Genomic DNA, 21,289 nt, shown 5'->3' with positions numbered 1-21,289 from the left:
TCCAGCAAGGCAGTCCGGACCCACTGGGGCGTCTGTTGCGCTCCCAGCATGCCGTTCGTTCCGCCTTTCGGCTCATTCGGCTATATCCAACTGAGATTTGATTCGTTCCTTGTTTCACATGGGCAAAGGAGAATTCGGTCATCGTTTGTGATGCGAGTAAAACTGGATTCCATTCCCATGTCACCTATTTCAGAAAACGACCTGTGGGTCGAAACCGAACCTGGCTTTGGTTGGCAATCCTTGCGCGACCTGGCGTTGAGTGTGCTGGTCGTTGCAGCGATCTCGCTGATCGTGAGCTTTCTGGTGAGGACGTCATGAGCCGGTTCGACACCTCGCTCGTGCCGGCCGAGCACGCCGTGCGCGTGATCGGCATCACGACCAGGGCATGGCGCATTGCGCCCGAGTCGGCGCATGCGATCGCCCGCCGTGCACCGCACGGCCATGTGCCGTTCCGCTCGCTGCGGCGCATCCACCATGCGGCGTGCGAAGCGCTGGGCAAACCGCAGTTCCTGGCGCACACCTGGTAATTGCGCCGCCTGTCAGCTTTCGGGCGCAAGGTCGGTACTGGTGATCGCGCGCGAAGCCAAAATCAGCGGGCGGTCCTGCCTTCAGGCTGCCTTTCTCAGGTCGCCCGACGCACCGGCTTTCTTTGCGGCGGCGCGTTTGGATGCGGACTTGGCGGGTGCCTTGCGTGCGACCCCGCTGGACCTGGAGGATGATTTCGGCCCGGCCTTCCTGGCGTCGGCGGCGCGCGTCCTGGGTGTGCTTGCGCCCTTGAGGCTGCGTGCCAGCAGCTCGGTCAGATCGATCACCTCGGCGCCTCCTCCGGAAGGCGCTTCCTCCTCCGGCTGGAGCACGGTCTCGGTGTCGCCGGCCTTGACCTTCTTGTCGATGATCTTCATGACCGCCTGCTTGAACTCGTTCTTGAACTCGTCCGGTTGCCATGTGCCCGCCATGTCCTTGACCAACTGCTCGGCCATTTTCATTTCTGCGGGCGTCACGTGAGCCCCTTGGGTGCCGGCTGCGGGCAGGTCGAGCCCTTCGAGCGTCTTGACCTCGTCACCCCACCGCAACAGGTTCAGCACCAGCGCCGGGCCTGAAGGCACGAGCACCGCCAGATGCTGCTTGGTGGCGAGCACCACCTTCGCGAGCCCCACCTTGCCTGTCTTGATCAATACCTCACGCAGCAGCGCGTAGACCTTCTGGCCCTTGTTGATGGGTGCGACGTAATAGGGCCGCTCCAGGTACACGAACGGAATCTCGTTGGCATCGATGAAGCACTGCAGTTCGATGGTCTGCGTGGTGCGCGGATACACCTCTTCGATCTCCTCGGCAGAGATCACCACGTACTTGCCGTCTTCGTACGCCACGCCTTTGACGATATCGTCCTTGTCGATCTCCTTGCCCGTCTTCTTGTTGATGCGCTTGTAGCCCACCGGGTCCATGGTGCGCCTGTCGAGCCAGTCGAAGTCGACACCCTGGTCCGTGCTCGCGGTGTGCAGGCCGACGGGGATATGGATGAGGCCGAAGGTGATCGCACCTTTCCAGAGGGTTCTGCTGCCGGTGGCCATGGCGTTGCCTTTCCAGGGAATTCGTTCGAAGCAAGAAGGGGTTCGCTTGCAAGTCTGGCCCGCACAAACCCGCACCCATGTCGGACGTTGCCAACGCAAACCCCAGGATGAAGCCGCACGGCCAGGCGCCTGCGCCGGCATGCGTCTATGCTACCGGTGACATCCATGACGACACACCCGACCTTCCCCCTTCGCACCGAATGCCCGCCAGGCGCCTGTGTCTGCGCACGCAAGGCCTTGCTGCAGGCCACCGATGGTGACCTGCGCGTGCTGCAGCTCACCCGCGAGCAGGAAAAGCGACTGATCGAGCGGCTCGAGAACGTCCGCAGCCTGGCCGAGTTGCGGCATGTCGAGGCACGAATGGCCGACCAGCTGGGCATCCGGTTGCGGATCACGGCCAGCCCGAACGAGGTGCGTACGCTCAAGGGCATCGCGATCCTGGTGCTCGAACAGCCGGGGCTGTGCAAGAAGAGCCGCCAAGCCATCCCCGCGGCCATCCGCAAGAGCATGGACAGGCATCCGCAGATTGCTTACGACCTGCTCGACGAGGACGGGTTGTTCGCTTTCGCGCCGCAGCCGTAGCCGTTTTTCAGAAGGAATCCCACTCGTCCTTGGCGGACGCCACGACCTCGCGGCGGGCGGCCATCGGAGGATGTGGGCGTGGTGCGGCGACGAGGGCACGCCTGGGGGCGGGCGTCTGGACCGACGGGGCAGGGCGGCGCGCAGGTGCATGGCTGCTGTCGAGCGTGAACACGCTGACGACCTGCGAGAGGCTCCCGGCCTGCTCCTGCAACGAGGATGCCGCTGCCGCCGCTTCCTCCACCAGTGCGGCATTCTGCTGGGTGACCTGGTCCATCTGCGTGATCGCCTGGTTGATCTGCTCGATGCCGGTGGTCTGTTCCTGGCTCGCTGCGGTGATCTCGCCCATGATGTCGGTGACACGGCTCACGCTGGAGACGATCTCTTCCATCGTCTGGCCGGCTACGGCCACCTGGCGGCTGCCCACCGCCACCTTGCCGACCGAATCGTCGATCAGGCTCTTGATCTCCTTGGCTGCGGCGGCAGAACGTTGGGCCAAGGTGCGGACTTCCGATGCCACGACCGCGAAGCCACGCCCCTGCTCGCCGGCGCGCGCCGCTTCCACGGCGGCGTTCAGCGCCAGGATGTTGGTCTGGAACGCAATGCCGTCGATGACCGCGATGATGTCGACGATCTTGCGTGAGGACGCATGGATGGCGTCCATGGTCTCGACCACCTCGCTCACGACGCTGCCGCCACGCACGGCCACTTCCGAGGCCGACACGGCGAGCTGGTTGGCCTGGCGCGCGTTTTCCGCGTTTTGCTTGACGGTCGATGTGAGCTCTTCCATCGAGGCCGCCGTCTGTTCGAGCGAGCTGGCTTGCTCTTCGGTGCGCGAGGACAGGTCCTGATTGCCCGATGCGATCTGGCTCGAGGCGGTCGCGATGGTCTCGGTGCCTTGTCGGACCTGGCCCACCACCCGGGCCAGGTTGTCGTTCATCGCCCTGAGCGCGCCCAGCAGCATGCCGGTCTCGTCGGTCGTGGTGGCTTCGATGCGGCTGCTCAGGTCACCTGCGGCGACCGTCTGCGCGATCTGCACCGCGTGGCGCAGCGGCGTGGCGATGATGCGGGCGATCCAGAGAGCCAGTGCGAGGCCCAGGGCGATGGTGCCCATGAGCACGCCGACGACCCACGTGCGCGCCGACAGAAAGACCGCCTTGGCTGCGTCGCTGGCCTCCTTGCCGCCTGCAAGGTCGAGCGCCACCACCTTGTCCAACACCTCGGTGATCGCCTGGTAAGCCTGCAGCGCCTCACCACGCATCAGCGTGCGGGCTTGCGTATCCTGCTGCGCATTGGACAGGCTGATGACCTTGGCATGCTGGGCCTTGTAGGCCGTCATCGACGCCACGAGTTGCTCGGCGAGCTGCTTTTCCTGCGCGTCGGCGGGCAGCGCCTGGTAGCTCGCGATGTCCTTTTGCAGCTTGTCCCAGATGGTGTTCATCAGCTTGTCGTATGCGGCGCGATCTTCGTCGGTATCCGACATGATGTGCTGCAGCTCATTGATGCGGTAGCGCGACATCTGCGCCTTGAGTTCCAGCAACGCACGGGTGCTGGGCATCCAGTTCTCAGCCAGGTCGGCGGACTTCTCGTTGAGGCTGGACAGTTGGGTGATCGCGAAGATGCCCAGGCCGGCCGTCAGCGTCAGGATGGCGATGAACGAAAGAAGCAGTTTGTTCGCGAGCTTGAGGTTGTCGAATGCTTTCATGGCGCTTTTTCTTTGCGAGCTCGCGGTGGCGAAACTTAGGCGGTGTGGGAAGGGTTCAGCCGGGCTCGGCGCCCGTACCTCTGATCCGCCATCGGCAGGAATTCCGTTTTCTGTAGGGCCGCCCCACAGGTCAACCCAAGAGGGGCGCCATGGCATGGCGGCCGCGGCCATTCTGCTTGGCGACGTACATCGCCTTGTCCGCCGCTGCCAGCAACTGGTCGGGCGTCGCACGGCCGTGCGTGATGGCAATGCCGATCGACACACCGATGGCGGTATCGGCAGCGCCCAGGCTGAGCGGTTGAGCGATCGCTGCGATGCACTGCTCGGCCAGCCTGAACGCAGCACAGTGCACCGGCGCGTCGAAGCCCACCGCCAGCAACACGAACTCGTCACCACCGATGCGTGCGACGGTATCGGTGGGCCGGACCAGTCCGCGCAGCCGGTAGGCGATCTCACGCAGGGCCTGATCGCCGGCCTCGTGCCCGAGCGTGTCGTTGATTTGCTTGAATCCGTCGAGGTCTAGGTAGAGGACCGAGACCGGCATGGCGTGGCGTTCGGCCTGTGCGAGGGCCTGCCGCAGTCGGTCCGTCAGAAGTTGCCGGTTGGGCAGGCCGGTCAGGTGGTCGTGGCTGGCCAGGCGCTGGAGCGCGGCCTGGTTGTCTGCCAGCCTGGACAGCAGTCGGTTGAAGGCGCGCGTCAGATGCCCGATCTCGTCGTTGCGCACCACGGGCAACGGCGCCAGATCCGCTTCGCCCTGGGCCATTTTCTCAGCCTGCTCGGCTGCCCGTAACAACGGGCGCAGGAGCCAGGCCACGACGAAGCCGATGGCAACCAGCACGCCTACCATGGCGGGCGCGCGTCGCTGCAGGATGAACGACTGCATGTGCGTCACCGGCATGAGCGCCTGCTCGGCAGGCAGCCGTGCGACCACGTACCAGCCGGTGCTGGGGACCGAGGCGATGGAGGCGATCTCGTCGATGCCCTGGGCGTTGCGGAAGATGCCGCTGCCGGGGAATCCGTCCATTGCGCGGTCGTGCGGCATGGGCTGGAGCGACAGCGTGGCATCGGTAGAGGCCACGATCAGGCGGTCGTGCGGCGACACCAGCAGGATGTCACCTGCCTGTTCGCCATTGCCGCGCTGCAGGTGGTCGAGCAGGCTGGCGCTCGACAGGTCTGCCGTGCCAACCAGCACGGCGATGACCTGCTTCGCACTGTTGTGCACTGGCACGGCCACGGACAAGCCCGTGCGCAACCCTATCGCCATAGGCTTGCCGAACGTCGCTCGACCGGCCAGTGCGCCCCTGAATTCGGCGCTGTCGGCGGCGAGCGCACCCTCGCCGCCGACCCGTTGGCCCGACGTGTCGGCCACTGTCAGCCCAAGCGGAAACGCCGGGCTGAGGCGGCTGCGCTCAAGTAGCCATGCGTGGAGCGGGCCGGGTCGGGTCAGCAACTCGGCGGGCAGACTGTCGGCGAGCCGTTGAAGGAATGACAGCCTTTCGCTCAGGTACTGGTCGACATCGCTGGCGACGTAACTGGCCAGGGCCGCTTGCTGTGTCTGTGCCGAGGCCGTCAGGTCCGCCCGCAGAAAACGGCTCAGCTGGAAATAACTGGCGGCCGTGCCCACGATCGCCATCACCAGACCCATCAAAAGCAAGCGGGTCAACAGGCTGTTGGCGGATTTCCTGAGGATCACGTCCCGAGCTTCGCGCTGGCCTTGACCGAATGCACCTGCAACATGCCGCTGTCCCTCGGTATCCAAGAAAACGCGCAGCTTAAACCACGGTGGCCGCAGACGGTGCGATGTTGCTCAGTCCCGAGGGTCGCTGGGCGCGCGGCTCAGGTCGTTGTTGGTCGCCACAAGGATGCGCAGCATGCGCATGAATTCGACCTGGTCGGCCTTGGGCAGCGGACCCAGGATCCGCTCTTGCGCGCGCAACATCGAAGGGATGACCGCACGCAGCGTCTTGCGACCTTCTTCGGTCAGCGTGAGCAGCCGAACGCGTTTGTCCGAAGGGGAGGCGTTGCGCAGCACCAGGCCGCGTGACTCCAGCCGATCGATCACGCTGCCGATGGTCGACGTGTCGAACCCGATCGTGCGGGCCAGCGTGCGCTGGTCGACGCCGGGGCTGTTCATGATGCCTTGCAGCGCCGAGTACTGGACAGGGGTGAGCCCATGCGAGTCGGTCTCCTGCAGGAAGATGGCCACTGCAATCTGCTGCAGCCGCCGGATGTAGTAACCGGGCAGGTTCTCCAGTTCGAGCTTCGAGGTGCTGGCTGTCGCTTTCATCGCGTTCCGGATGGTCCTAGGGGCTAACCCTGATTTTGAATTTTCCATACTATCACTACACTTATACTCAGCATACTGACGATCAGTATGCTTTGATTGAAGGCTGTACCGTGAATGCAGGTTCCTCTTGTCCGCCGGTGTTGGTCGCCGGGGGTGGTATTGGTGGCATTGCCGCAGCGCTGGCGTTGGCGCGCCGTGGCTTCGCCGTCAAGGTGCTCGAACAGGCGTCGCAGCTCGGCGAGATCGGCGCTGGCATCCAGTTCGGGCCGAACGCCTTTGCCGCGCTGGACGCGTTGGGCATCGGCGACATTGCCCGTCAACGTGCCGTGTACACCGACGAGATGGTCATGCACGACGCCATCGATGAAGCCTGCGTCGGCCGCATTCCCACCGGCGAGGCGTTTCGCCGGCGCTTTGGCAACCCGTATGCCGTGATCCATCGCGCGGACATCCACGGCGCGCTCCTCGAAGGCGCCCAGCGTGCCGGGCAGATCGAGATCGTGACGGGTACGGCGGTGCAGCGTGTCGAGCACGAGGGCGACGGCGTGGTGGTGCACGATGCGCGCGGCCACACCCATCGCGGCCTGGCCGTGATCGGCGCCGACGGCGTCAAGTCGGCGGTTCGGCGCCAGTTCGTGGGCGATGAACCCCGCGTGTCGGGTCACGTCGTGTACCGCGCGGTGGTCGACAGGCAGGAATTTCCGGAGAACCTGCGCTGGAACGCGGCCAGCATCTGGGTCGGGCCCCACTGTCACCTGGTGCACTACCCTCTGCGCGGCGGGGAACAGTACAACGTCGTCGTGACCTTCCACAGCCGCGAGACGGAGGAGTGGAGCGTGCGCGAAGGCAGCCGTGACGAAGTGCTGAGCTACTTCGACGGCATCTGTGCCAAGGCGCGCCAGCTGATCGAACTGCCCAAGGACTGGAAGCGCTGGGCGACCGCCGACCGTGAGCCCATCGGGCAGTGGGTGTACGGCCGCGCGGTCCTGCTCGGCGACGCGGCGCATCCGACCCTGCAATACCTGGCGCAAGGCGCCTGCATGGCGATGGAAGACGCCGTGACCCTGGGCGAGGCGCTGCGCCGGACCGACAACGACATTGCGCAAGCCTTCGCTCTGTATCAGCGATCGCGCGTCGCGCGAACGGCGCGCGTCGTGCTCTCGGCGCGGGAGATGGGCCGCATCTTCCATGCCCGAGGCGTGGAACGCCTCGTTCGCAACGACCTCTGGCGCGACCGTGCGCCCGAGCGCTACTACGACGCGATGGAATGGCTCTACGGCTGGAACGTCGACAACTGCATTGCCGCCTGACCCCGAAGCCCGATGCGCAATTCACCTCTCACTCTCAGGAACCCCCACGCATGACTGCCTACCTCTGGAATCCACCCGCGACGCCGTCGCTGCCTGTGCGCCGGCTGAGCGAACGCTTTCCCATCCATCGCCCGTTCTTCGCCGGCCAAAATGACCACGCCCATGCGGTCGAGATGGGCCGTTCTGTCGACAAATCCGTGGAGGTGCCGTTCTATTTCACCAAGAGCGCGTCGACGCTCCACGTCAATGAGAAGGAACGGCAGACATCGGGCCTGGACAAGCTGATCTGGAATGTGCCCGAATTGACCGCCGACCTGTCGAAGTGCCACCACCTGCAGCCTGGCGACCTCATCTTCACCGGAACGCCGGAGGGGGTGGGCGCCGTGCTGCCGGGAGATCGCATCGAGTGCTACATCGAAGGCGTCGGCACCATTGCCCTGCCGATCGGCGCGGCCGAGTGATTCTCGTAAGGAGCACCCCATGACAACCCTGAACGTTCAACCATCGCCCGTGCGCCTGCAAGCCGTTGTGGCCCCCGGCCAGCCCGAGCCCACGCCGGCCCTCGATGCCCTGTACCGCGGCTTCGAACGCGAATTGCTGGTGCCGCTGTGGACGGAGATCGGTGACCTGATGCCGGCGGCGCCACGCAGCAAGGCCGTGCCGCACCTGTGGCGCTGGGACCGGCTGGTCGATCTGGCCGGGCAGGCTGGTCGCATCGTGCCGGTCGGGCGGGGCGGCGAGCGCCGCGCCATCGCGCTGGCCAACCCGGCCCTGGGCGGAAAGCCCTACGCGACGCCCACGCTATGGGCCGCCATCCAGTACCTCATGCCGGGAGAAGATGCGCCCGAGCATCGGCACAGCCAGCATGCCTTTCGTTTCGTGGTCGAAGGCGAGGGCGTCTGGACGGTGGTCAACGGCGATCCCGTGCGCATGTCGCGTGGTGACTTCCTGCCGCAGGCCGGCGGGAACTGGCATGCGCATCACAACGCGGCCACCGAGCCCATGGCCTGGATCGACGGCCTCGACATTCCGTTTTCGTACTACACCGAGTCGCAGTTTTTCGAGGCGGGGCGCATGCACATCGACGCCAGCGAAATGACCACGCCGGAGCGCTCGCGTTCCGAGCGGCTGTGGGGGCATCCGGGCCTACGGCCCCTGTCCCAACCTGAGGCGCCCGTGGCCACGCCGCTGCTGGCCTACCGCTGGGTCGATACCGATCGCGCGCTGGCCGATCAACTCGCGCTGGAGGCCGAGGGCCACGCGGGCGCCACGCTTGGCAACGGGCACGCGGCCGTGCGCTTCACCAACCCCAGCAACGGGCGCGATGTGCTGCCGACCCTGCGCACCGAGATGCACCGTGTGCGTGCTGGCGCATCGACACGCGTGCGCCGTGAAGTCGGTTCGTCCGTGTACCAGGTGTTCGACGGCACCGGGCAGATCACCGTGGGTGAGCACCAATGGCGGGTGAGCCGCGGCGACCTGTTCGTGGTGCCTTCCTGGCAACGGTTCTCGGCCCACGCTGATGGGGGCGGCGCGCTCGACCTCTTTCGCTTTGGCGATGCGCCGATCTTCGAGGCCCTGCATACCTTCCGTGAAGAGGTCGAACCGGCCTGACCTGGTTCCCGCGGCTTGTCCTGGCCTTCAAAAAAACCAACCGGAGACGACATCCCATGCGACGCACTCTCACCTTGCTGCTGGCCGCGCTGGCCCTGCCAGGCGCCTTTGCCCAAAGCCCCGACTTCCCGGCCAAGCCCGTCAACATCATCACGCCTTTCGCTGCGGGGAGCGGGCCGGATGCCGTGCTGCGGATGGTCGGCGACAAGCTCGGCCGGCTGTGGAACCAACGCGTCACCATCGACAACAGGCCCGGCGGTGGCGGGTTCATCGCCATCGACCAGGCGCGACGCGCGGCGCCCGACGGCTACACCTTGCTGCAGCTCGACAGCGAGCACATCGCCGCGCTGCCGCACCTCTACAAATCGAGAAACTTCGTGCCGCTGCAGCACTTCGATCCGGTGGCCTCGCTGTTTCGCACCCCGTTCTTCGTGGCCGTCAGCACAGAGTCGAAATGGAAGAACATGAGCGACCTGATTGCCGACGCGAAGGCCAGGCCCGGGCAGATCGCCTACGGCTCCTGGGGCGTGGGAAGTCCTGGGCATCTCGGTGGCCAGCAGCTCGATGCGCTGGTCGGCACGCACATGAATCACGCGCCTTTCCGTGAAGTCTCGCAACTGTTCACCAATGTCGCGACGGGCGAAGTGCCTTGGAGTTTTGCCAGCATTCCGTCGAGCCAGGGCATCTACAAGGCCGGCAAATTGCGCTACATCGCAGTGGCCGCGCGCCAACGCGTGCCTCAGTTGCCGGACGTCCCCACCATGGCGGAGTCCGGCGGACCTGCGGCGCTGGAGGTCAACTCGTTCGTGTCGCTGCTCGCGCCCAAGGGCGTGCCGGATGCGATCCGCAAAAAGATCAACGCCGACGTGGCCAAGGCCATCGCGGACCCGGAGATCCAGGCCCGCTTCGATGCCTTTGCATTCGAGCCGCTCACGTGGTCGCCCGAGGAGATCGTCAGGCAGTCCGAGATCAAGTCGAAGGTGTATGGCGACCTGGTGCGGCGGGGCAACATCAGCCTGGAGTGACAACGCCCGTGGAGCTGTACACCTTCTTCAACAGTTCCGCGTCCTACCGCGTCCGTATCGCGATGGCCCTCAAGGATGAGGCCATCCTGGCACGCAACCCCTTCGGACTGGTGCCTACGCTGGTCGACGAGAGCGTGCACCGGTCCGCCAATGCCCAGCGGATGAAGGTCGCTGTTTCCGTCTGCTTCGCTTCGATTCTTTTTGACTCACATTCCCCCGCGATTCTCTCCCCCAATGAGATAGCCCGATGACTTTCGGCACTTGGCGGCCGGATTGACGATCGTTAGTCTGCGCCTGGGCAATTCCTGCCATTTGTCTACCAAATCGTCAGCTAACTCAGAGGGAATCAAGTGAAAAGAAACACATGGAAAAAGTATGCGATCGTGGCCGCCGCCGCAGCCAGTCTGGCCGCTTGTGGCGGTGGGGGCGGCGGCGGCGAAGAATTGTTGAACCCCTCACCCGCACCCTCTCCGGAGCCGTCTCCGTCCCCTTCGCCGGCTCCCTCGCCCGCGCCGTCTCCGGCCCCGACGCCCGCCCCCTCCCCGGCACCGTCTCCATCCCCTGCACCGTCCCCTGCGCCGGCCCCGGCACCCGCGGTGGGTGCATGGGCTGCGCCGCAACTGGCTGAGGCCGACGCAGCAGGCGTTACCGATCACCGCATGGTGGTGGCGCCGAACGGAACCGCGGTTGCGGTATGGCGCGAGGACCGGGGAACCAACTCACAACCGTTGTCGAGCGTGCATGCGCGAGCCTACTCGCCCGACACCGGTTGGGGTGCGAGCGTGGTGTTCAATGACACGGGCACCTATGATGCCGGCGAACCGCGTGTCGCGATCAATGCCAACGGCGATGCGATCGTGGTCTGGATCCAACTGAGCGAGCTCGTCGCCGGCACGTCACGCGGCTACAACATCGCGTCAGTGCGCTACAAGGCCGGCGTTTGGGATACCGTACCGGTGAACCTGCTGGGCGCTACCGACATTCCGACCGCCTCTATCTCCAGTGAATTGAACAGCCAGAGCATTGCCCTGGACAACGCCGGCAACGCAATCTTCGCTTTCAGCGTCGGCTCAGGAATCTTCACCGAACCCAATGGCGCCTGGGTCAAGCGCTATCGCAATGGGGTCTGGGAGGCGGCGAAGCGTTTCCTGCCCGGCGCATCCACGAACGCGCGCGACGTCCAGATGGTGGCGACGCCCGACGGCACCAAGGCCACCGCCATCTGGCGGCAGTACGAAAACAACGCTGGCAAGTACCGTGTGCTGGCCAGCGAGTACGCCGAAGCGTCGGGCTGGAGCGCAGGCCACGAAGTCGATGGCAACCTCGCGCTGGGCGACTATAGCAACCCGCGGCTCGCCATTGCCGCCAATGGCGACACCACCGCTGTCTGGGAAGCCAGTACCACGGGGGGGACGCGCACCGATGCCTATGCGAGCCGGTTCGCCGGCGGCAGCTGGAGCACGCCGGCCATCGTGACGAGCATCTCCATCGGCCGCTCGGATGGTTTCATCGCCGATCTGTGCAGCGACGCCAGTGGCAATGCCGTGTTGGTGACGAAGCCGTTCGATCTCGGTCAGATCGCAGCGACGCGCTTCACGGTGGGTACGGGTTGGGCGGCGCCGGTGCAGATGCCGCCGGACGGGCAGTCCTTCATCGTTCCGCAAGCCTCCGTCGGCTGCAACACCAAGGGCGACGCGATGGTGTCGTGGCGTGCGGCGGTGGCCTCGCCGGACAACAGTTACCAGCTGTGGGCCCGGCCTTACGCGCCGGCGACCGGATGGGGCACGCCCGCACAGATTGTGTCGCTGTCTGGGAGCTCCGGGTTCACGTTGACCGGTCCGATCACCGGGCTGGACGACAGCGCAAGGGCACTGACCGTGTGGCGCCAGGACAACCAGGCCGGCATTGCGCTCAACAAGCCGCAAAGCCTGTGGAGCTCGACCTTCAAGTAGTCGCAAGGCGGACCCAGGGCCTGCACGCACCACCACCCGTGCATGCAGGCCCTGCTTCAGCGCAAGGGGCGCGCGCGTGACACGACGGAGATGACGTGCCGCAGCGCGCTGGCTTCCACCGGTTTGGCAATCAGGGGTATGCCCAATTCGTGAACCCGCCGCAGCCGGTCAGGTGCGGTCTCGCCGCTGATCAGGAGAAAGGGCAGGTCGGCATCGAAATCGGCTCGAAGCCGCAGGCCGACCGCCGCGCCGTCCGTCGCCTCCGACAGGCGATAGTCACAGACCAGCAAATCGAAGGGCTTGCCGCTCGTCCTGGCTTCTTCCATGGCATGGACGGCCTCTGCTTCATTGCCAACAGCGGTCAGCTGGATGCCCCAGGTGCCAAGGAGTTCGGCCATGGCTTCCCGGATGTCGGCTTCATCATCGAGAAGCAGCACACGTTCGGGCATTGCCTCGGCGGACAGCGCATCCTGCGCGTCTGCGTGCGCATCGGCGCGCCCCGCGAGTGGCGCCGGATCGTGCGGTAGCGAGATCCGGAAAGAGGTTCCGCGCCCCGGGCGGGAGCGCATCTCGACGGGATGGTCCAGGATCTTCGACAGACGCTTGACGATCGACAACCCGATGCCCAGACCCAGAGAGCGGTCGCGGCCTGGATTGCCTATCTGATAGAACTCATCGAAAATGCGCTCGTGTTGCGCTTGCGCAATGCCCGTGCCGGTGTCACGCACATCGATCCACACACGCTTGCCGCGAACGCGGGCAGCCACGACGACACCGCCCTCGGTGGTGTACTTCAACGCGTTGTCGATCAGGTTCGCCAGCATGCGCGACAGCAACTGCGGATCGGTTCGCACATGCAACCCACTGGCGCGCATGCGCAACTGCAAGGACTTCTGCTCGGCCAGGGGACCGAACACATGGTTCAGAGAAATGAGCAGGGGATCGATCGGCACCGACTGGAGGGCGGGTTTGACCACGCCCGCGTCGATACGGGAGATATCGAGCATCGTTTCGAGCGAATGGCTCAGTGCATTCACCGCCTTCATCAGCCGCTGTGCGTTGATGCCTTCCCGGGTGCCACGCAACTGGCTTTCCAGCGCGGCGCCAAAGAGGGAAATGGCGTGCAAAGGCTGCCGCAGATCGTGGCTGGCGGTCGTGAGAAAGCGTGTCTTTTCGCGGCTGATGCGCTCGGTCTCCAGCACCTGTTCATGCAGTCTGGTCGCCAGCTGTTCGTTTTCAAAGCGAAGGGTGAGCGCTGCCGTGAGTTCGTTGTTCTCCTGCATGCCCGCGCGAACGAGCATGGCCAGGTGGACGGTCGCAAAGGCGGCGAGAAAGTAGTAGTAGGTGCCGCCTTCGTGGATCAGTGCGGCGATCAGGCTCAACATCACGGCGACCACATGACCGACGAGCGCGACCTTGAAGGGCCGCAGCGATTGCGCCGCGCGTGCGCAGTTTGCCATCAGGACCACCATGAGGACGGCCGTCAAGGGCACATGACCCGGCTGTACGAAGAGCCATGGCGCAATGCCATCGGCCACGCCGGCGAGCAACACGCACACGGTGATCGTTCGCAACCAGCGCGGGCTTTCGCAGACGGGTGTCTGCGACGTCCATCGTGGAATCAGCAAGATCGTGAGCGATAGCAGGAAGTGCGCGACGGTATAGACAATGACGGCGCGCGTGGGTATCTCCGCATACATGATCGCGCCGATGACCAGCACGAACGCCATTCGCGACCGAAAGATCGTGTTGTAGATCTGATAGAAAGATGCGATCTGCTCACGCAGCACCCGTTGGTCGAGTGGCGTTTCGGACGGTGGTGTACCCATTCTCTTGTTCTGTTTGATTCTGCGGTTGACTGCCGCCAATGCTGTTTGGACCCGGTCTGAACGGCACGATTGCGTTGGCCATGAGGGGCGGCTCGGTGGCCGGGCGGCCAAAGAGGGGGCTGAGGATAGTGGAGCGAAGCGATGCGCATCAAGGGCGAAATGCGACTGCGCGCAACAAAGCGCAGGTGGCGATGTCGGTGATCAGGACCTTCTTTGCGTGTGTTTGCAAGGCTTTCTCCTGCAATTGATGGGCATTGGGATTGGCTGCATTTATTTGCATTTCATGCAAAGCGTTTCACTTTCGTCGTGGGCAAGTCGATGACCAAAGTCACACGCGAATCAGAGTCCGTACTCCTAGAATTTTCTGGAGTGCTCGCATGGCGGCACCACGCTTCGTTCACTTTTTGGAGTTCTTCAGCCCATGCATTTGATTTGCCGCACCTTCGTCGCCTTATGCACCGCGCACGCCATGCTTGCAAGTCTGCCCGCCGCTGCGGCAGATGTATCCGGTGCCGCTGACCATCCGCTGCTCAGTCGCTTCAAAGGCGCGAAGATCGCCGACTACAAGGTCAGTGCGTTCGATGAAGCCACGGTACCGGTCAAGGCCATTGCCGGGCGGGACAACATGGCGCCAGACGATTTGAAGCAGCTCGAAGGAAAGGTCACGCGCATTGGCTATGTCATCGAGGGCGACAAGACCGCTTTGGAGGTGATGCGCAACTATGAGCAGGCACTGGCTCGTGGCGGATTCCAGGTCGTGTTCCAGTGTGCCGCGCAACGCTGCGGCCAGGACATGGGCGGCTTCCTTGCCAACAGCGGCAAGGTCATGCCAGCGGGCTTCAACGCCAGCTTCGACGATAAGAATCACTACCTGCTCACCCGTCGTACGGGTGCAGATGGCGATGTGCATGTGCTGCTCTGGGTGGTCGAGGACCCGGCCAACAAGCGGGTCCTGGCCTACGAGCAGGTCATCGAAGGCCGTCCGATGGACACGGGACAAGTCAGCGTGCTCACGGCGGCGGAACTCGGCAAGAAGATCGAGGCCGAGGGGCGGGTCGCGATCTATGGCGTGTACTTCGACACGGCCCAGGCAGACGTCAAGCCAGCGTCGCGGCCTTCGCTGGACGAAATGGCCCGCCTGCTCACCTCGAATCCGGCGCTGCGGGTCTACGTGGTGGGCCACACCGACAACGTCGGCGGCCTCGCACCCAACGTGGATCTATCGCAGCGGCGCGCCGATGCAGTGGTGAAGGCCTTGACGGCGCTCAAGATCGATCCGCAGCGGATGACGGCCAAGGGCGTGGGGCCCCTGGCGCCGCTCGCTACGAACACGAGCGACGCAGGTCGAACACGGAATCGACGGGTCGAGCTGGTTCGCCAGTAGCCGCGCGGTGGCGCGCGTCACGAGTGACTTTCGTCACCATGATGGACCCGCGCCTGGCTCTACCATTGCAGTAATGAAAATCATTGCGACCCCGAGGCGCTTTGCCATCCTGGTGGTCGATGACCATGAACTGGTGCGTCTGGGTGTGCGTGCGTTGCTGCAGTCCCAGGAATCGCCGTCGGGCGCCACGGTGGAGGTGCTGGAGGCCGGCACCTTGGCCGAGGCGTTGACGCTCTATGCGATTCACGAAGAAGCCATCGATCTCGTCCTGCTCGATATCGCACTGCCCGACACCCAAGGCCTCAACGGCGTCGTGCAATTCCGTGCCCGTCATCCGCATGCACGCATCGTGGTCATCACCGGGGCAGGCGCGTCGGCGGCGGCGCAGGATGGGTTGGCGCAGAGTGCATTGGCCTTGGGCGCGAGTGCATTCCTGCCGAAGTCGGCCAACCTCAGGGAAGTGGTGAGCTTCATCCGCGCCTGCGGCGTGCTCGGCAGCGATGCGCTCGACCGTCTGCCGCCGTCATCGTCGAACGGCGGACCCCCGGTCGCGCGCAACAGCATGTCCGAACGTGCCCTTCAGACGCTGTCGCCGCGCCACGTGCCTATTCTTCAGCTGATCCTCGAAGGCAAGAACAACCGCGAGATTGCCGAGGCCGTGCATTTGAGCGAAGGCACGGTCAAGAACTATGTGTCCACGATCCTGCTGCGCTTTGGCGTGCGCTCGCGTGCCCAGTTGATCAGCAGCCTGCGTTGAAGACCGCGTACGTGGTGGGTCTGGCTCAGGCGATTACGGGTGCTGCCGTGCCGCTGGCCGTGGCTGCGATCGTGATGCTTCGGCCCACGGTGGCCTTGTACGTGGGCTGCTTGACGCTGCTCACGAACACATACTCCCCCTTGACGGCCGCCGCGGTGATGGTCATCAGCAGGTAGCCACGCTGCGTCGTGTCGCAGTAGCTCACGTCATCGATCAGACCCAGCCCGGCGCCGATGGCTGCGTTGCCCAGTTGCGGCACCAGCGCGCTGCCGTCGATCGAACTGGCCAGCGCGCCCAGCCCTGCGCTCTCGAAGCCGGTGGAGGTGACGGAGGTGCCGGCGAATTCCACGCCCACCTTGTCGCCTGTAAAGGTCGTCAGTTGCGTGAACCAGCCGTCGTGCGAGTCGCCCGAGAGCGTGATCAGGCGCTTGCCCTGTGTCTTCACGGCCTGCAGGATCGCCTCGCGCTGGGCGGGATACCCATCCCAGGAATCCAGGTTGTAAGGCAGTCGCGGGTTCGTGGACGGGTTGAGCAGTGCGGCCTGCGTGGGGGTGAGGGCCGCCGTACCCCCGGCCGCGCGTGTGGCCTTCGCTGTCAGATAGGCGCTGATGGCCGATGTCACGCCGGCAGGGTTGTCCGTGAAGGTGGTCAGTACGGACGCTGGAAACCACATGCGCGCCATGATGGTCTGGTTGCCGAAGAGCTGCCACGTGGCGTTCGATGCACGCATGCCGCTGGTCAGCCAGTTCTGCTGCTCGACGCTCATCATCTGGCGCGACGCATCAGGGCGAATGCCGGCCGCATTGGGTGTCACGCCCGCCAGATAGCGGGCAATGCCGCCGTCGGCATCGCCGAAATTGTCGTACTGGCGGTCGCGCCCTTCAATGCGGGTGTCCAGCATGTGCAGGGTGAATAGGCTACCGAAATCGAAGCGGCGGTAGATCTTCAACAGGTTGGATGCGTCCGGCGTGCGGATCGGCATCCACTCGTGATAAACCCTGGCTGCAATGTTCTTGCGCGTGACCCAATCGCCCTGTGTGGCGGGGTCGTGGTTCTCCGCGCCGTTCACATAGCTGTTGTTGGCGAATTCATGATCGTCCCAGATGGTGATCCAGGGCATCTTGGCGTGCGCGGCCTGCAGGTTCAGGTCCGATTTGTACAGCGCATGGCGAAGGCGGTAGTCGTTCATCGTCACGATGTCGTTCGCCGGGCTGGCCACGCGGTTTCCGGGAATGCTGCTGTTGCCGTACTTCTTCGGGTCCGAGCCGTACTCGTAGATGTAGTCGCCCACGTGCAGCGCATACAGGGCGTCCGACTTGGCTGCGGCGTCATAGGCGTGGAAGTAGCCTTCCGAATACAGCGCGCACGAGAACACGGCGAACTTCACCGACGTGGCGCTGCTGGCGGGCAGCGTGCGTGTGGTACCGACCGTGGACGAAGCGCCGGTGGCGTCGAGGAAGCGGTAGAAATAGCTCGCACCGGCGGTCAGCCCGGTCACATCGACCTTGGCCGTGAAGGAGGACGCTTCGGTCGCAATCAGTGTGCCGCTTTGCACGATCTGGGTGAAGGCCGCATCGTTGGCGACCTGCCAGCGCAACGCAACGTCGGCCGTGCTCGCCGGGACTTTGGCATGTGTCCAGAGGATCACCCGGTCGCTCAGAGGGTCGCCGCTCGCCACGCCGAAGGCGAACGCAGCGGCCACCTGTTGGGCCGGTGCAGGTGCAGGTGCCGGGGCTGGCGCCGACGTCGCGCTGGCGCCCGTGTCGTTGCCACCGCCGCAGGCGGCCAGCGAGCCGATGCTGGCGAGGGCCACGGCACTGGAGGACGACTTGACCAGAAAATCGAGGAAGTCGCGGCGACGGCCGTTGAGGGCTTCGCGCGGATCGACCAGGGCGTGCGCAGGGGCGGATGTATTTTTGCGGGACATGGGAACTCCGTGGGGGAGTCCGCATTGAAAGCAGCCCACATGACACGCTCATGAAGCTTTCGGCATCGCACTCGCCCCCTGCGCCGCGTCGCCCCGACGAGCCCCAAAGACTAAGATGCCATGGTTTGAAGAATGGCATTCGACATGCGACCAGCTCCAAGACCTACGGCCATCGTCGGCCTGCTGTGCTCACCGGTGGCCATGGCTGCCGACCCGCACGGTCTGCTCACCCTGGTGGTCGGCATTCCGCTGATGCTCGGTGCCTGCGTCGTGCTGGGGATCATGCTGTTCTTGCCCAAGAACCGGATCGTCAAGCGCGTGACGGCCGTGCTTTTCTTGCCGGTGTTGATCTACAGCGGGTACGTTGCGCTCGATGCGGTCACCTTGCTGCGGGACCTGGGGTCCGAGAATTCCATGATCGGGCTGACCTTCTTGGGTCTGCTGGCCGTGGATTGCCTTTTGTTCGTGACCCTGCTGCGTTGGCGCGCGCGCAGTGACCCGGTCCGGTAAACGGTCAGGCCTCAAATCCCAGTTTCTTCATCGCCGACGTGATCGACCTCGCGGCCCTGGCATAGCCTGCCCAGGGGTCGTTGCCCGCATCGAGGCGCGTGTGCACGTTGCCGACTGTCCAATGGTCGCCGCCGCGCAGTCGCGGCAGTTCCGACCAGTCCACCGGCACCGAAATTCCCAGGCCAGGGCGTGCCCGCGCGGACCAGGCACAGACGGTCGTTGCGCCCAGGCCATTGCGCAGGTAGTCGATGAAGATCTTGCCGACCCGGTTCTTCGGCCCGCTCTTGGCCACGAACATGTGGGGCAGGGTGCGCGCCAGATGGGTGACGACGGCCTGCGAGAAGCCTTTGACGGTGTCCCAGTCGTGCGCCTTGCGGATCGGCACCACCACATGCAGCCCCTTGCCGCCGCTGGTCTTGAGGAACGCAGGCAATCCGAGTTGCTCGAGGAAGACGTGCAGGACCCGCGCTCCCTCCTGGATCGCCTTCCACTGCACGCCCTTGCCAGGGTCCAGGTCGAAGACGATCCGGTCCGCATGCTCGAAGGAAGTCGTGGACGTGTTGAGGGTGTGGATTTCCACCATGTTCCATTGCGCGGCGGAGACCAGGCCAACCTTGCTCGCGACCTCCAGCATGGGCGGATGGCTGGCGTAGAGCGCGGGGTCGAGTTGGCGGATGCCCGGCATCTTCTCGACCTCCGCGTGCTTCTGGAAGAACAACTGCCCGCCCACGCCCGTCGGCGCCCGGACCAGGGAGATCGGCCGGCCCTTCAGGTGCGCCATCATCAGGTCGCCCACCAGGGCGTAGTAGCGCACGAGTTCGATCTTGGTCGTGCCGGTGCTCGTGTCGATGACGCGATCGCCATGGGTGATGCGCAGCCGGGTCGACAGCGCATGCGACGCGGTGCTGTCGGCCTTTGCGGCCTTTGCGGTCTTGGCGGACGGGGCTGGTGTCTTGCCCTTGGCGGGCACGCTCACCGCCTTTTCACGAACGATCGATTTCGCGGGCTTGTCCGTTCGCAATCCGTGGAACACGGCGTGGCGGATGTGGTTGTCGCGGGTCCATTCCGCGAAGGTGACCTCCGCCACCATCGTGGGCTTGACCCAATGCGGTCGACCTGCCATGGCGACCTTTCCGGCAAAAGGGCTGCGCGTGGCCGGCACCTGATCGAGCTGGCTGCGAATCTCATGCAGCGTTTCTTGGTTGAAGCCGGTGCCCACATTGCCGGCGTGAATGAGTTGGCCGTTTTCATCGTGCACACCCAGTATCAAGGCGCCGAGGCCCGATCGCCCACCCTTCGGGTCGGTCCATCCGCCGATCACGAATTCCTGCCGATGGCTGCATTTGAGCTTGATCCATGCGGCTGAGCGCGACGACGCATAGCGCGAATCCTTGCGCTTGCCGATCAGGCCCTCCAGGCCGAGCTGGCACGCGGACTTGACCAAGCTCGCGGGCGAAGCGTCGAAGGCCTCGCTGAACCTGACGGTGTCAGCCCCAGCACCCAACACCGTGGCCAGGTACTGACGGCGCACTTCCAGCGGCACGCCGCGCAGGTCGAACCCGTTGAGGTAGGGAACATCGAAAAGAAAGTAGACGATGTCTTTGGTCGCCGCGGTGTCGAAGGCGTTCTGCAGCGCGCCGAAGCTCGGAATGCCATTCGCGTCCATCACGACGATCTCGCCGTCGTACCAGCCTGCCGGCAACTTCAGTTTCTGGATGGCGGCGTGCAGCGGCTTGAGCCTGGCCGTCCAGTCGTTGCCGTTGCGTGTGAAGAGCTGCACATCGCCACCATCGATGCGGCTGAGCAGGCGATAGCCATCGAACTTCGATTCCCAGATCCACGTGTCGTGCTGGGGCGGCGGAGCGTCCACCAGGGTCGCGAGCTGGGGCGAGAGCTTGGCGGGCAGGCGGGCCTTGACCGCGTCCGGGTGCGGCCCAGCGGATGCAGCAGCTCGCTTGCGGCCTCTCGTCGGCGCCCGCGAAGCCTCAGGAGTCCCGCCCTCACGCGTGGGCAACGCCATGCCCTGGACACTGTCCGGAAACGCGTCGACCACGCTGAATTCGGAGGCGCTTTTGACGAACGCGTCCTTCTCCTTGATGAGCAGCCAGGCGTCCTGCCGGCCTTTCGGGCGCTGAATGCGGATCAGCGCCCACTTGCCACGCATCTTCAAGCCGATCAGCTCGAACTTGAGATGACCGTCTTTGTAGCCCTGGTGGGGGTCGCCGATGGGCACCCAGAGGCCCTTGTCCCAGATGATGACTTTGCCAGCCCCATATTGTTTGGCCGGAATCGTTCCCTCGAAAGAGGAATAGGAGACCGGGTGGTCCTCCACGTGCACCGCCATGCGCTTGTCCGTCGGGTCGTAGCTCGGCCCCTTCGGCACGGCCCAGCTTTTCATCGTCCCATCCAGCTCCAGTCGGAAGTCGTAATGAAGACGGCTGGCCCAATGCTTCTGGATGACGAAGCCAAGCTGATCGCCATCGGGGGCGTCGTCGTCACCTGGCTCCGAGGTGACCGAAAAATCGCGCTTTGCCTTGTAGCGCGCAAGCTTGTCGTCGGCCATGCGTTTTCTCCTGGAAGGCTAGGACCGCGCGGAAGCGTTCATTTGACATTCATACGGGGCTGGCCGGCCTGAGAAGGAACCATAGGAGCAGTGCCAGGGCTAAGGTCCCCAACCCCCAAAGGAACACAGTCATCCAACGAAGAGGGCGTTTTTCAATGCGTTTGCTTTCAGTCATGCAGCAGATGCTGCAGCGCGGGCCTCGTGCGGTTTGTCAGACGAGACTGCTGATGAGGGTGCGCCTAAGCCGCCCTGCGCGCGCCACGCTATGTAGACCTT

19 protein-coding genes are annotated in these 21,289 nt (G+C 64.6%); 12 read left to right on the top strand and 7 right to left on the bottom strand.

Features of this window, described 5'->3' with window-relative positions; all coding sequences use genetic code 11:
• Positions 1–48: 48 nt before the first annotated feature.
• Entirely contained in the window at positions 49–318 is a 270-nt protein-coding gene (locus J2W36_RS15380; protein WP_307690620.1) for a hypothetical protein, read from the top strand.
• Complete coding sequence (locus J2W36_RS15375; protein WP_307690619.1) at positions 315–527, top strand: hypothetical protein; 213 nt, start codon at positions 315–317, stop codon at positions 525–527. Before J2W36_RS15380 ends, J2W36_RS15375 begins: the two co-directional genes overlap by 4 nt.
• 81 nt (positions 528–608) lie before the next feature.
• Here J2W36_RS15375 and ku read toward each other — a convergent pair whose 3' ends face one another.
• Complete coding sequence (gene ku, locus J2W36_RS15370) at positions 609–1,571, bottom strand: non-homologous end joining protein Ku (protein WP_307690618.1); 963 nt, start codon at positions 1,569–1,571, stop codon at positions 609–611.
• Between the two features lie 165 nt (positions 1,572–1,736).
• Between ku and J2W36_RS15365 the strand changes: the two genes are divergently transcribed.
• Positions 1,737–2,153 carry a hypothetical protein gene (locus J2W36_RS15365; protein WP_307690617.1) on the top strand — a complete coding sequence of 139 codons (417 nt, stop codon included), beginning with the start codon at positions 1,737–1,739 and terminating at the stop codon, positions 2,151–2,153.
• A 7-nt stretch (positions 2,154–2,160) separates the two neighbouring features.
• On the opposite strand, the gene J2W36_RS15360 is transcribed toward J2W36_RS15365, so the two are convergent.
• The 3 genes from J2W36_RS15360 to J2W36_RS15350 form a co-directional block, all read right to left on the bottom strand.
• Positions 2,161–3,855, bottom strand: a complete 1,695-nt coding sequence (locus J2W36_RS15360) for a methyl-accepting chemotaxis protein (RefSeq protein ID WP_307690616.1) — start codon at positions 3,853–3,855, stop codon at positions 2,161–2,163.
• Positions 3,856–3,985: 130 nt separating this feature from the next.
• Positions 3,986–5,518: a diguanylate cyclase domain-containing protein gene (locus J2W36_RS15355; protein WP_307690615.1), complete on the bottom strand. Its 1,533-nt coding sequence runs from the start codon at positions 5,516–5,518 to the stop codon at positions 3,986–3,988.
• Between the two features lie 144 nt (positions 5,519–5,662).
• Positions 5,663–6,142 (bottom strand): MarR family winged helix-turn-helix transcriptional regulator, encoded by a 480-nt coding sequence (locus J2W36_RS15350; RefSeq protein WP_307690614.1) that lies wholly within the window; start codon positions 6,140–6,142, stop codon positions 5,663–5,665.
• Positions 6,143–6,252: 110 nt separating this feature from the next.
• On the opposite strand from J2W36_RS15350, the gene J2W36_RS15345 reads away from it, so the two are divergent.
• From J2W36_RS15345 to J2W36_RS15320, 6 genes are all read left to right on the top strand, one after another.
• Entirely contained in the window at positions 6,253–7,452 is a 1,200-nt protein-coding gene (locus J2W36_RS15345) for a 3-hydroxybenzoate 6-monooxygenase (protein ID WP_307690613.1), read from the top strand.
• 50 nt (positions 7,453–7,502) lie between these two features.
• Positions 7,503–7,913: a fumarylacetoacetate hydrolase family protein gene (locus J2W36_RS15340; RefSeq protein WP_307690612.1), complete on the top strand. Its 411-nt coding sequence runs from the start codon at positions 7,503–7,505 to the stop codon at positions 7,911–7,913.
• Positions 7,914–7,932: 19 nt separating this feature from the next.
• Positions 7,933–9,066: a cupin domain-containing protein gene (locus J2W36_RS15335; RefSeq protein WP_307690611.1), complete on the top strand. Its 1,134-nt coding sequence runs from the start codon at positions 7,933–7,935 to the stop codon at positions 9,064–9,066.
• Positions 9,067–9,122: 56 nt separating this feature from the next.
• Complete coding sequence (locus tag J2W36_RS15330) at positions 9,123–10,091, top strand: Bug family tripartite tricarboxylate transporter substrate binding protein (RefSeq protein WP_307690610.1); 969 nt, start codon at positions 9,123–9,125, stop codon at positions 10,089–10,091.
• An 8-nt stretch (positions 10,092–10,099) separates the two neighbouring features.
• Entirely contained in the window at positions 10,100–10,342 is a 243-nt protein-coding gene (locus J2W36_RS15325) for a thioredoxin domain-containing protein (RefSeq protein ID WP_307690609.1), read from the top strand.
• A gap of 345 nt (positions 10,343–10,687) precedes the next feature.
• Positions 10,688–12,043: a hypothetical protein gene (locus tag J2W36_RS15320; RefSeq protein WP_307690608.1), complete on the top strand. Its 1,356-nt coding sequence runs from the start codon at positions 10,688–10,690 to the stop codon at positions 12,041–12,043.
• 56 nt (positions 12,044–12,099) lie between these two features.
• On the opposite strand, the gene J2W36_RS15315 is transcribed toward J2W36_RS15320, so the two are convergent.
• The gene (locus J2W36_RS15315; RefSeq protein ID WP_307690607.1) at positions 12,100–13,983 is read right to left on the bottom strand and encodes an ATP-binding response regulator; all 1,884 of its coding nucleotides are present in this window, start codon (positions 13,981–13,983) and stop codon (positions 12,100–12,102) included.
• A gap of 358 nt (positions 13,984–14,341) precedes the next feature.
• Between J2W36_RS15315 and J2W36_RS15310 the strand changes: the two genes are divergently transcribed.
• Together J2W36_RS15310 and J2W36_RS15305 are read left to right on the top strand one after the other, a co-directional pair.
• Positions 14,342–15,256, top strand: coding sequence for an OmpA family protein (locus J2W36_RS15310; RefSeq protein WP_307690606.1), 915 nt, complete (start codon positions 14,342–14,344; stop codon positions 15,254–15,256).
• 73 nt (positions 15,257–15,329) lie between these two features.
• The gene (locus tag J2W36_RS15305) at positions 15,330–16,013 is read left to right on the top strand and encodes a response regulator (RefSeq protein ID WP_307690605.1); all 684 of its coding nucleotides are present in this window, start codon (positions 15,330–15,332) and stop codon (positions 16,011–16,013) included.
• 25 nt (positions 16,014–16,038) lie between these two features.
• On the opposite strand, the gene J2W36_RS15300 is transcribed toward J2W36_RS15305, so the two are convergent.
• Positions 16,039–17,940, bottom strand: a complete 1,902-nt coding sequence (locus J2W36_RS15300) for an alkaline phosphatase D family protein (protein WP_307690604.1) — start codon at positions 17,938–17,940, stop codon at positions 16,039–16,041.
• A gap of 144 nt (positions 17,941–18,084) precedes the next feature.
• Here J2W36_RS15300 and J2W36_RS15295 point away from each other — a divergent pair, with 144 nt between their 5' ends.
• Positions 18,085–18,450 (top strand): hypothetical protein, encoded by a 366-nt coding sequence (locus J2W36_RS15295; RefSeq protein ID WP_307690603.1) that lies wholly within the window; start codon positions 18,085–18,087, stop codon positions 18,448–18,450.
• A 4-nt stretch (positions 18,451–18,454) separates the two neighbouring features.
• On the opposite strand, the gene ligD is transcribed toward J2W36_RS15295, so the two are convergent.
• Entirely contained in the window at positions 18,455–21,013 is a 2,559-nt protein-coding gene (gene ligD, locus J2W36_RS15290) for a DNA ligase D (RefSeq protein ID WP_307690602.1), read from the bottom strand.
• Positions 21,014–21,289: the final 276 nt, after the last annotated feature.

Origin of the sequence: Variovorax ginsengisoli, from assembly GCF_030811835.1 — a bacterium.
In the GTDB taxonomy this organism is placed as follows: domain Bacteria; phylum Pseudomonadota; class Gammaproteobacteria; order Burkholderiales; family Burkholderiaceae_C; genus Variovorax; species Variovorax ginsengisoli_C.
Note: the sequence above shows the minus strand (reverse complement) of the source record. Positions and strands in the feature narration are given on the sequence as shown.

Coding starts and splice junctions, on each gene's coding strand:
- ligD (WP_307690602.1), bottom strand. CDS start 21,013: ATGGCCGACGACAAGCTTGCGCGCTACAAGGCAAAGCGCGATTTTTCG.
- J2W36_RS15310 (WP_307690606.1), top strand. CDS start 14,342: ATGCTTGCAAGTCTGCCCGCCGCTGCGGCAGATGTATCCGGTGCCGCT.
- J2W36_RS15305 (WP_307690605.1), top strand. CDS start 15,330: ATGAAAATCATTGCGACCCCGAGGCGCTTTGCCATCCTGGTGGTCGAT.
- J2W36_RS15330 (WP_307690610.1), top strand. CDS start 9,123: ATGCGACGCACTCTCACCTTGCTGCTGGCCGCGCTGGCCCTGCCAGGC.
- J2W36_RS15360 (WP_307690616.1), bottom strand. CDS start 3,855: ATGAAAGCATTCGACAACCTCAAGCTCGCGAACAAACTGCTTCTTTCG.
- J2W36_RS15375 (WP_307690619.1), top strand. CDS start 315: ATGAGCCGGTTCGACACCTCGCTCGTGCCGGCCGAGCACGCCGTGCGC.
- J2W36_RS15380 (WP_307690620.1), top strand. CDS start 49: ATGCCGTTCGTTCCGCCTTTCGGCTCATTCGGCTATATCCAACTGAGA.
- J2W36_RS15350 (WP_307690614.1), bottom strand. CDS start 6,142: ATGAAAGCGACAGCCAGCACCTCGAAGCTCGAACTGGAGAACCTGCCC.
- J2W36_RS15365 (WP_307690617.1), top strand. CDS start 1,737: ATGACGACACACCCGACCTTCCCCCTTCGCACCGAATGCCCGCCAGGC.
- J2W36_RS15295 (WP_307690603.1), top strand. CDS start 18,085: ATGCGACCAGCTCCAAGACCTACGGCCATCGTCGGCCTGCTGTGCTCA.
- J2W36_RS15340 (WP_307690612.1), top strand. CDS start 7,503: ATGACTGCCTACCTCTGGAATCCACCCGCGACGCCGTCGCTGCCTGTG.
- ku (WP_307690618.1), bottom strand. CDS start 1,571: ATGGCCACCGGCAGCAGAACCCTCTGGAAAGGTGCGATCACCTTCGGC.
- J2W36_RS15300 (WP_307690604.1), bottom strand. CDS start 17,940: ATGTCCCGCAAAAATACATCCGCCCCTGCGCACGCCCTGGTCGATCCG.
- J2W36_RS15335 (WP_307690611.1), top strand. CDS start 7,933: ATGACAACCCTGAACGTTCAACCATCGCCCGTGCGCCTGCAAGCCGTT.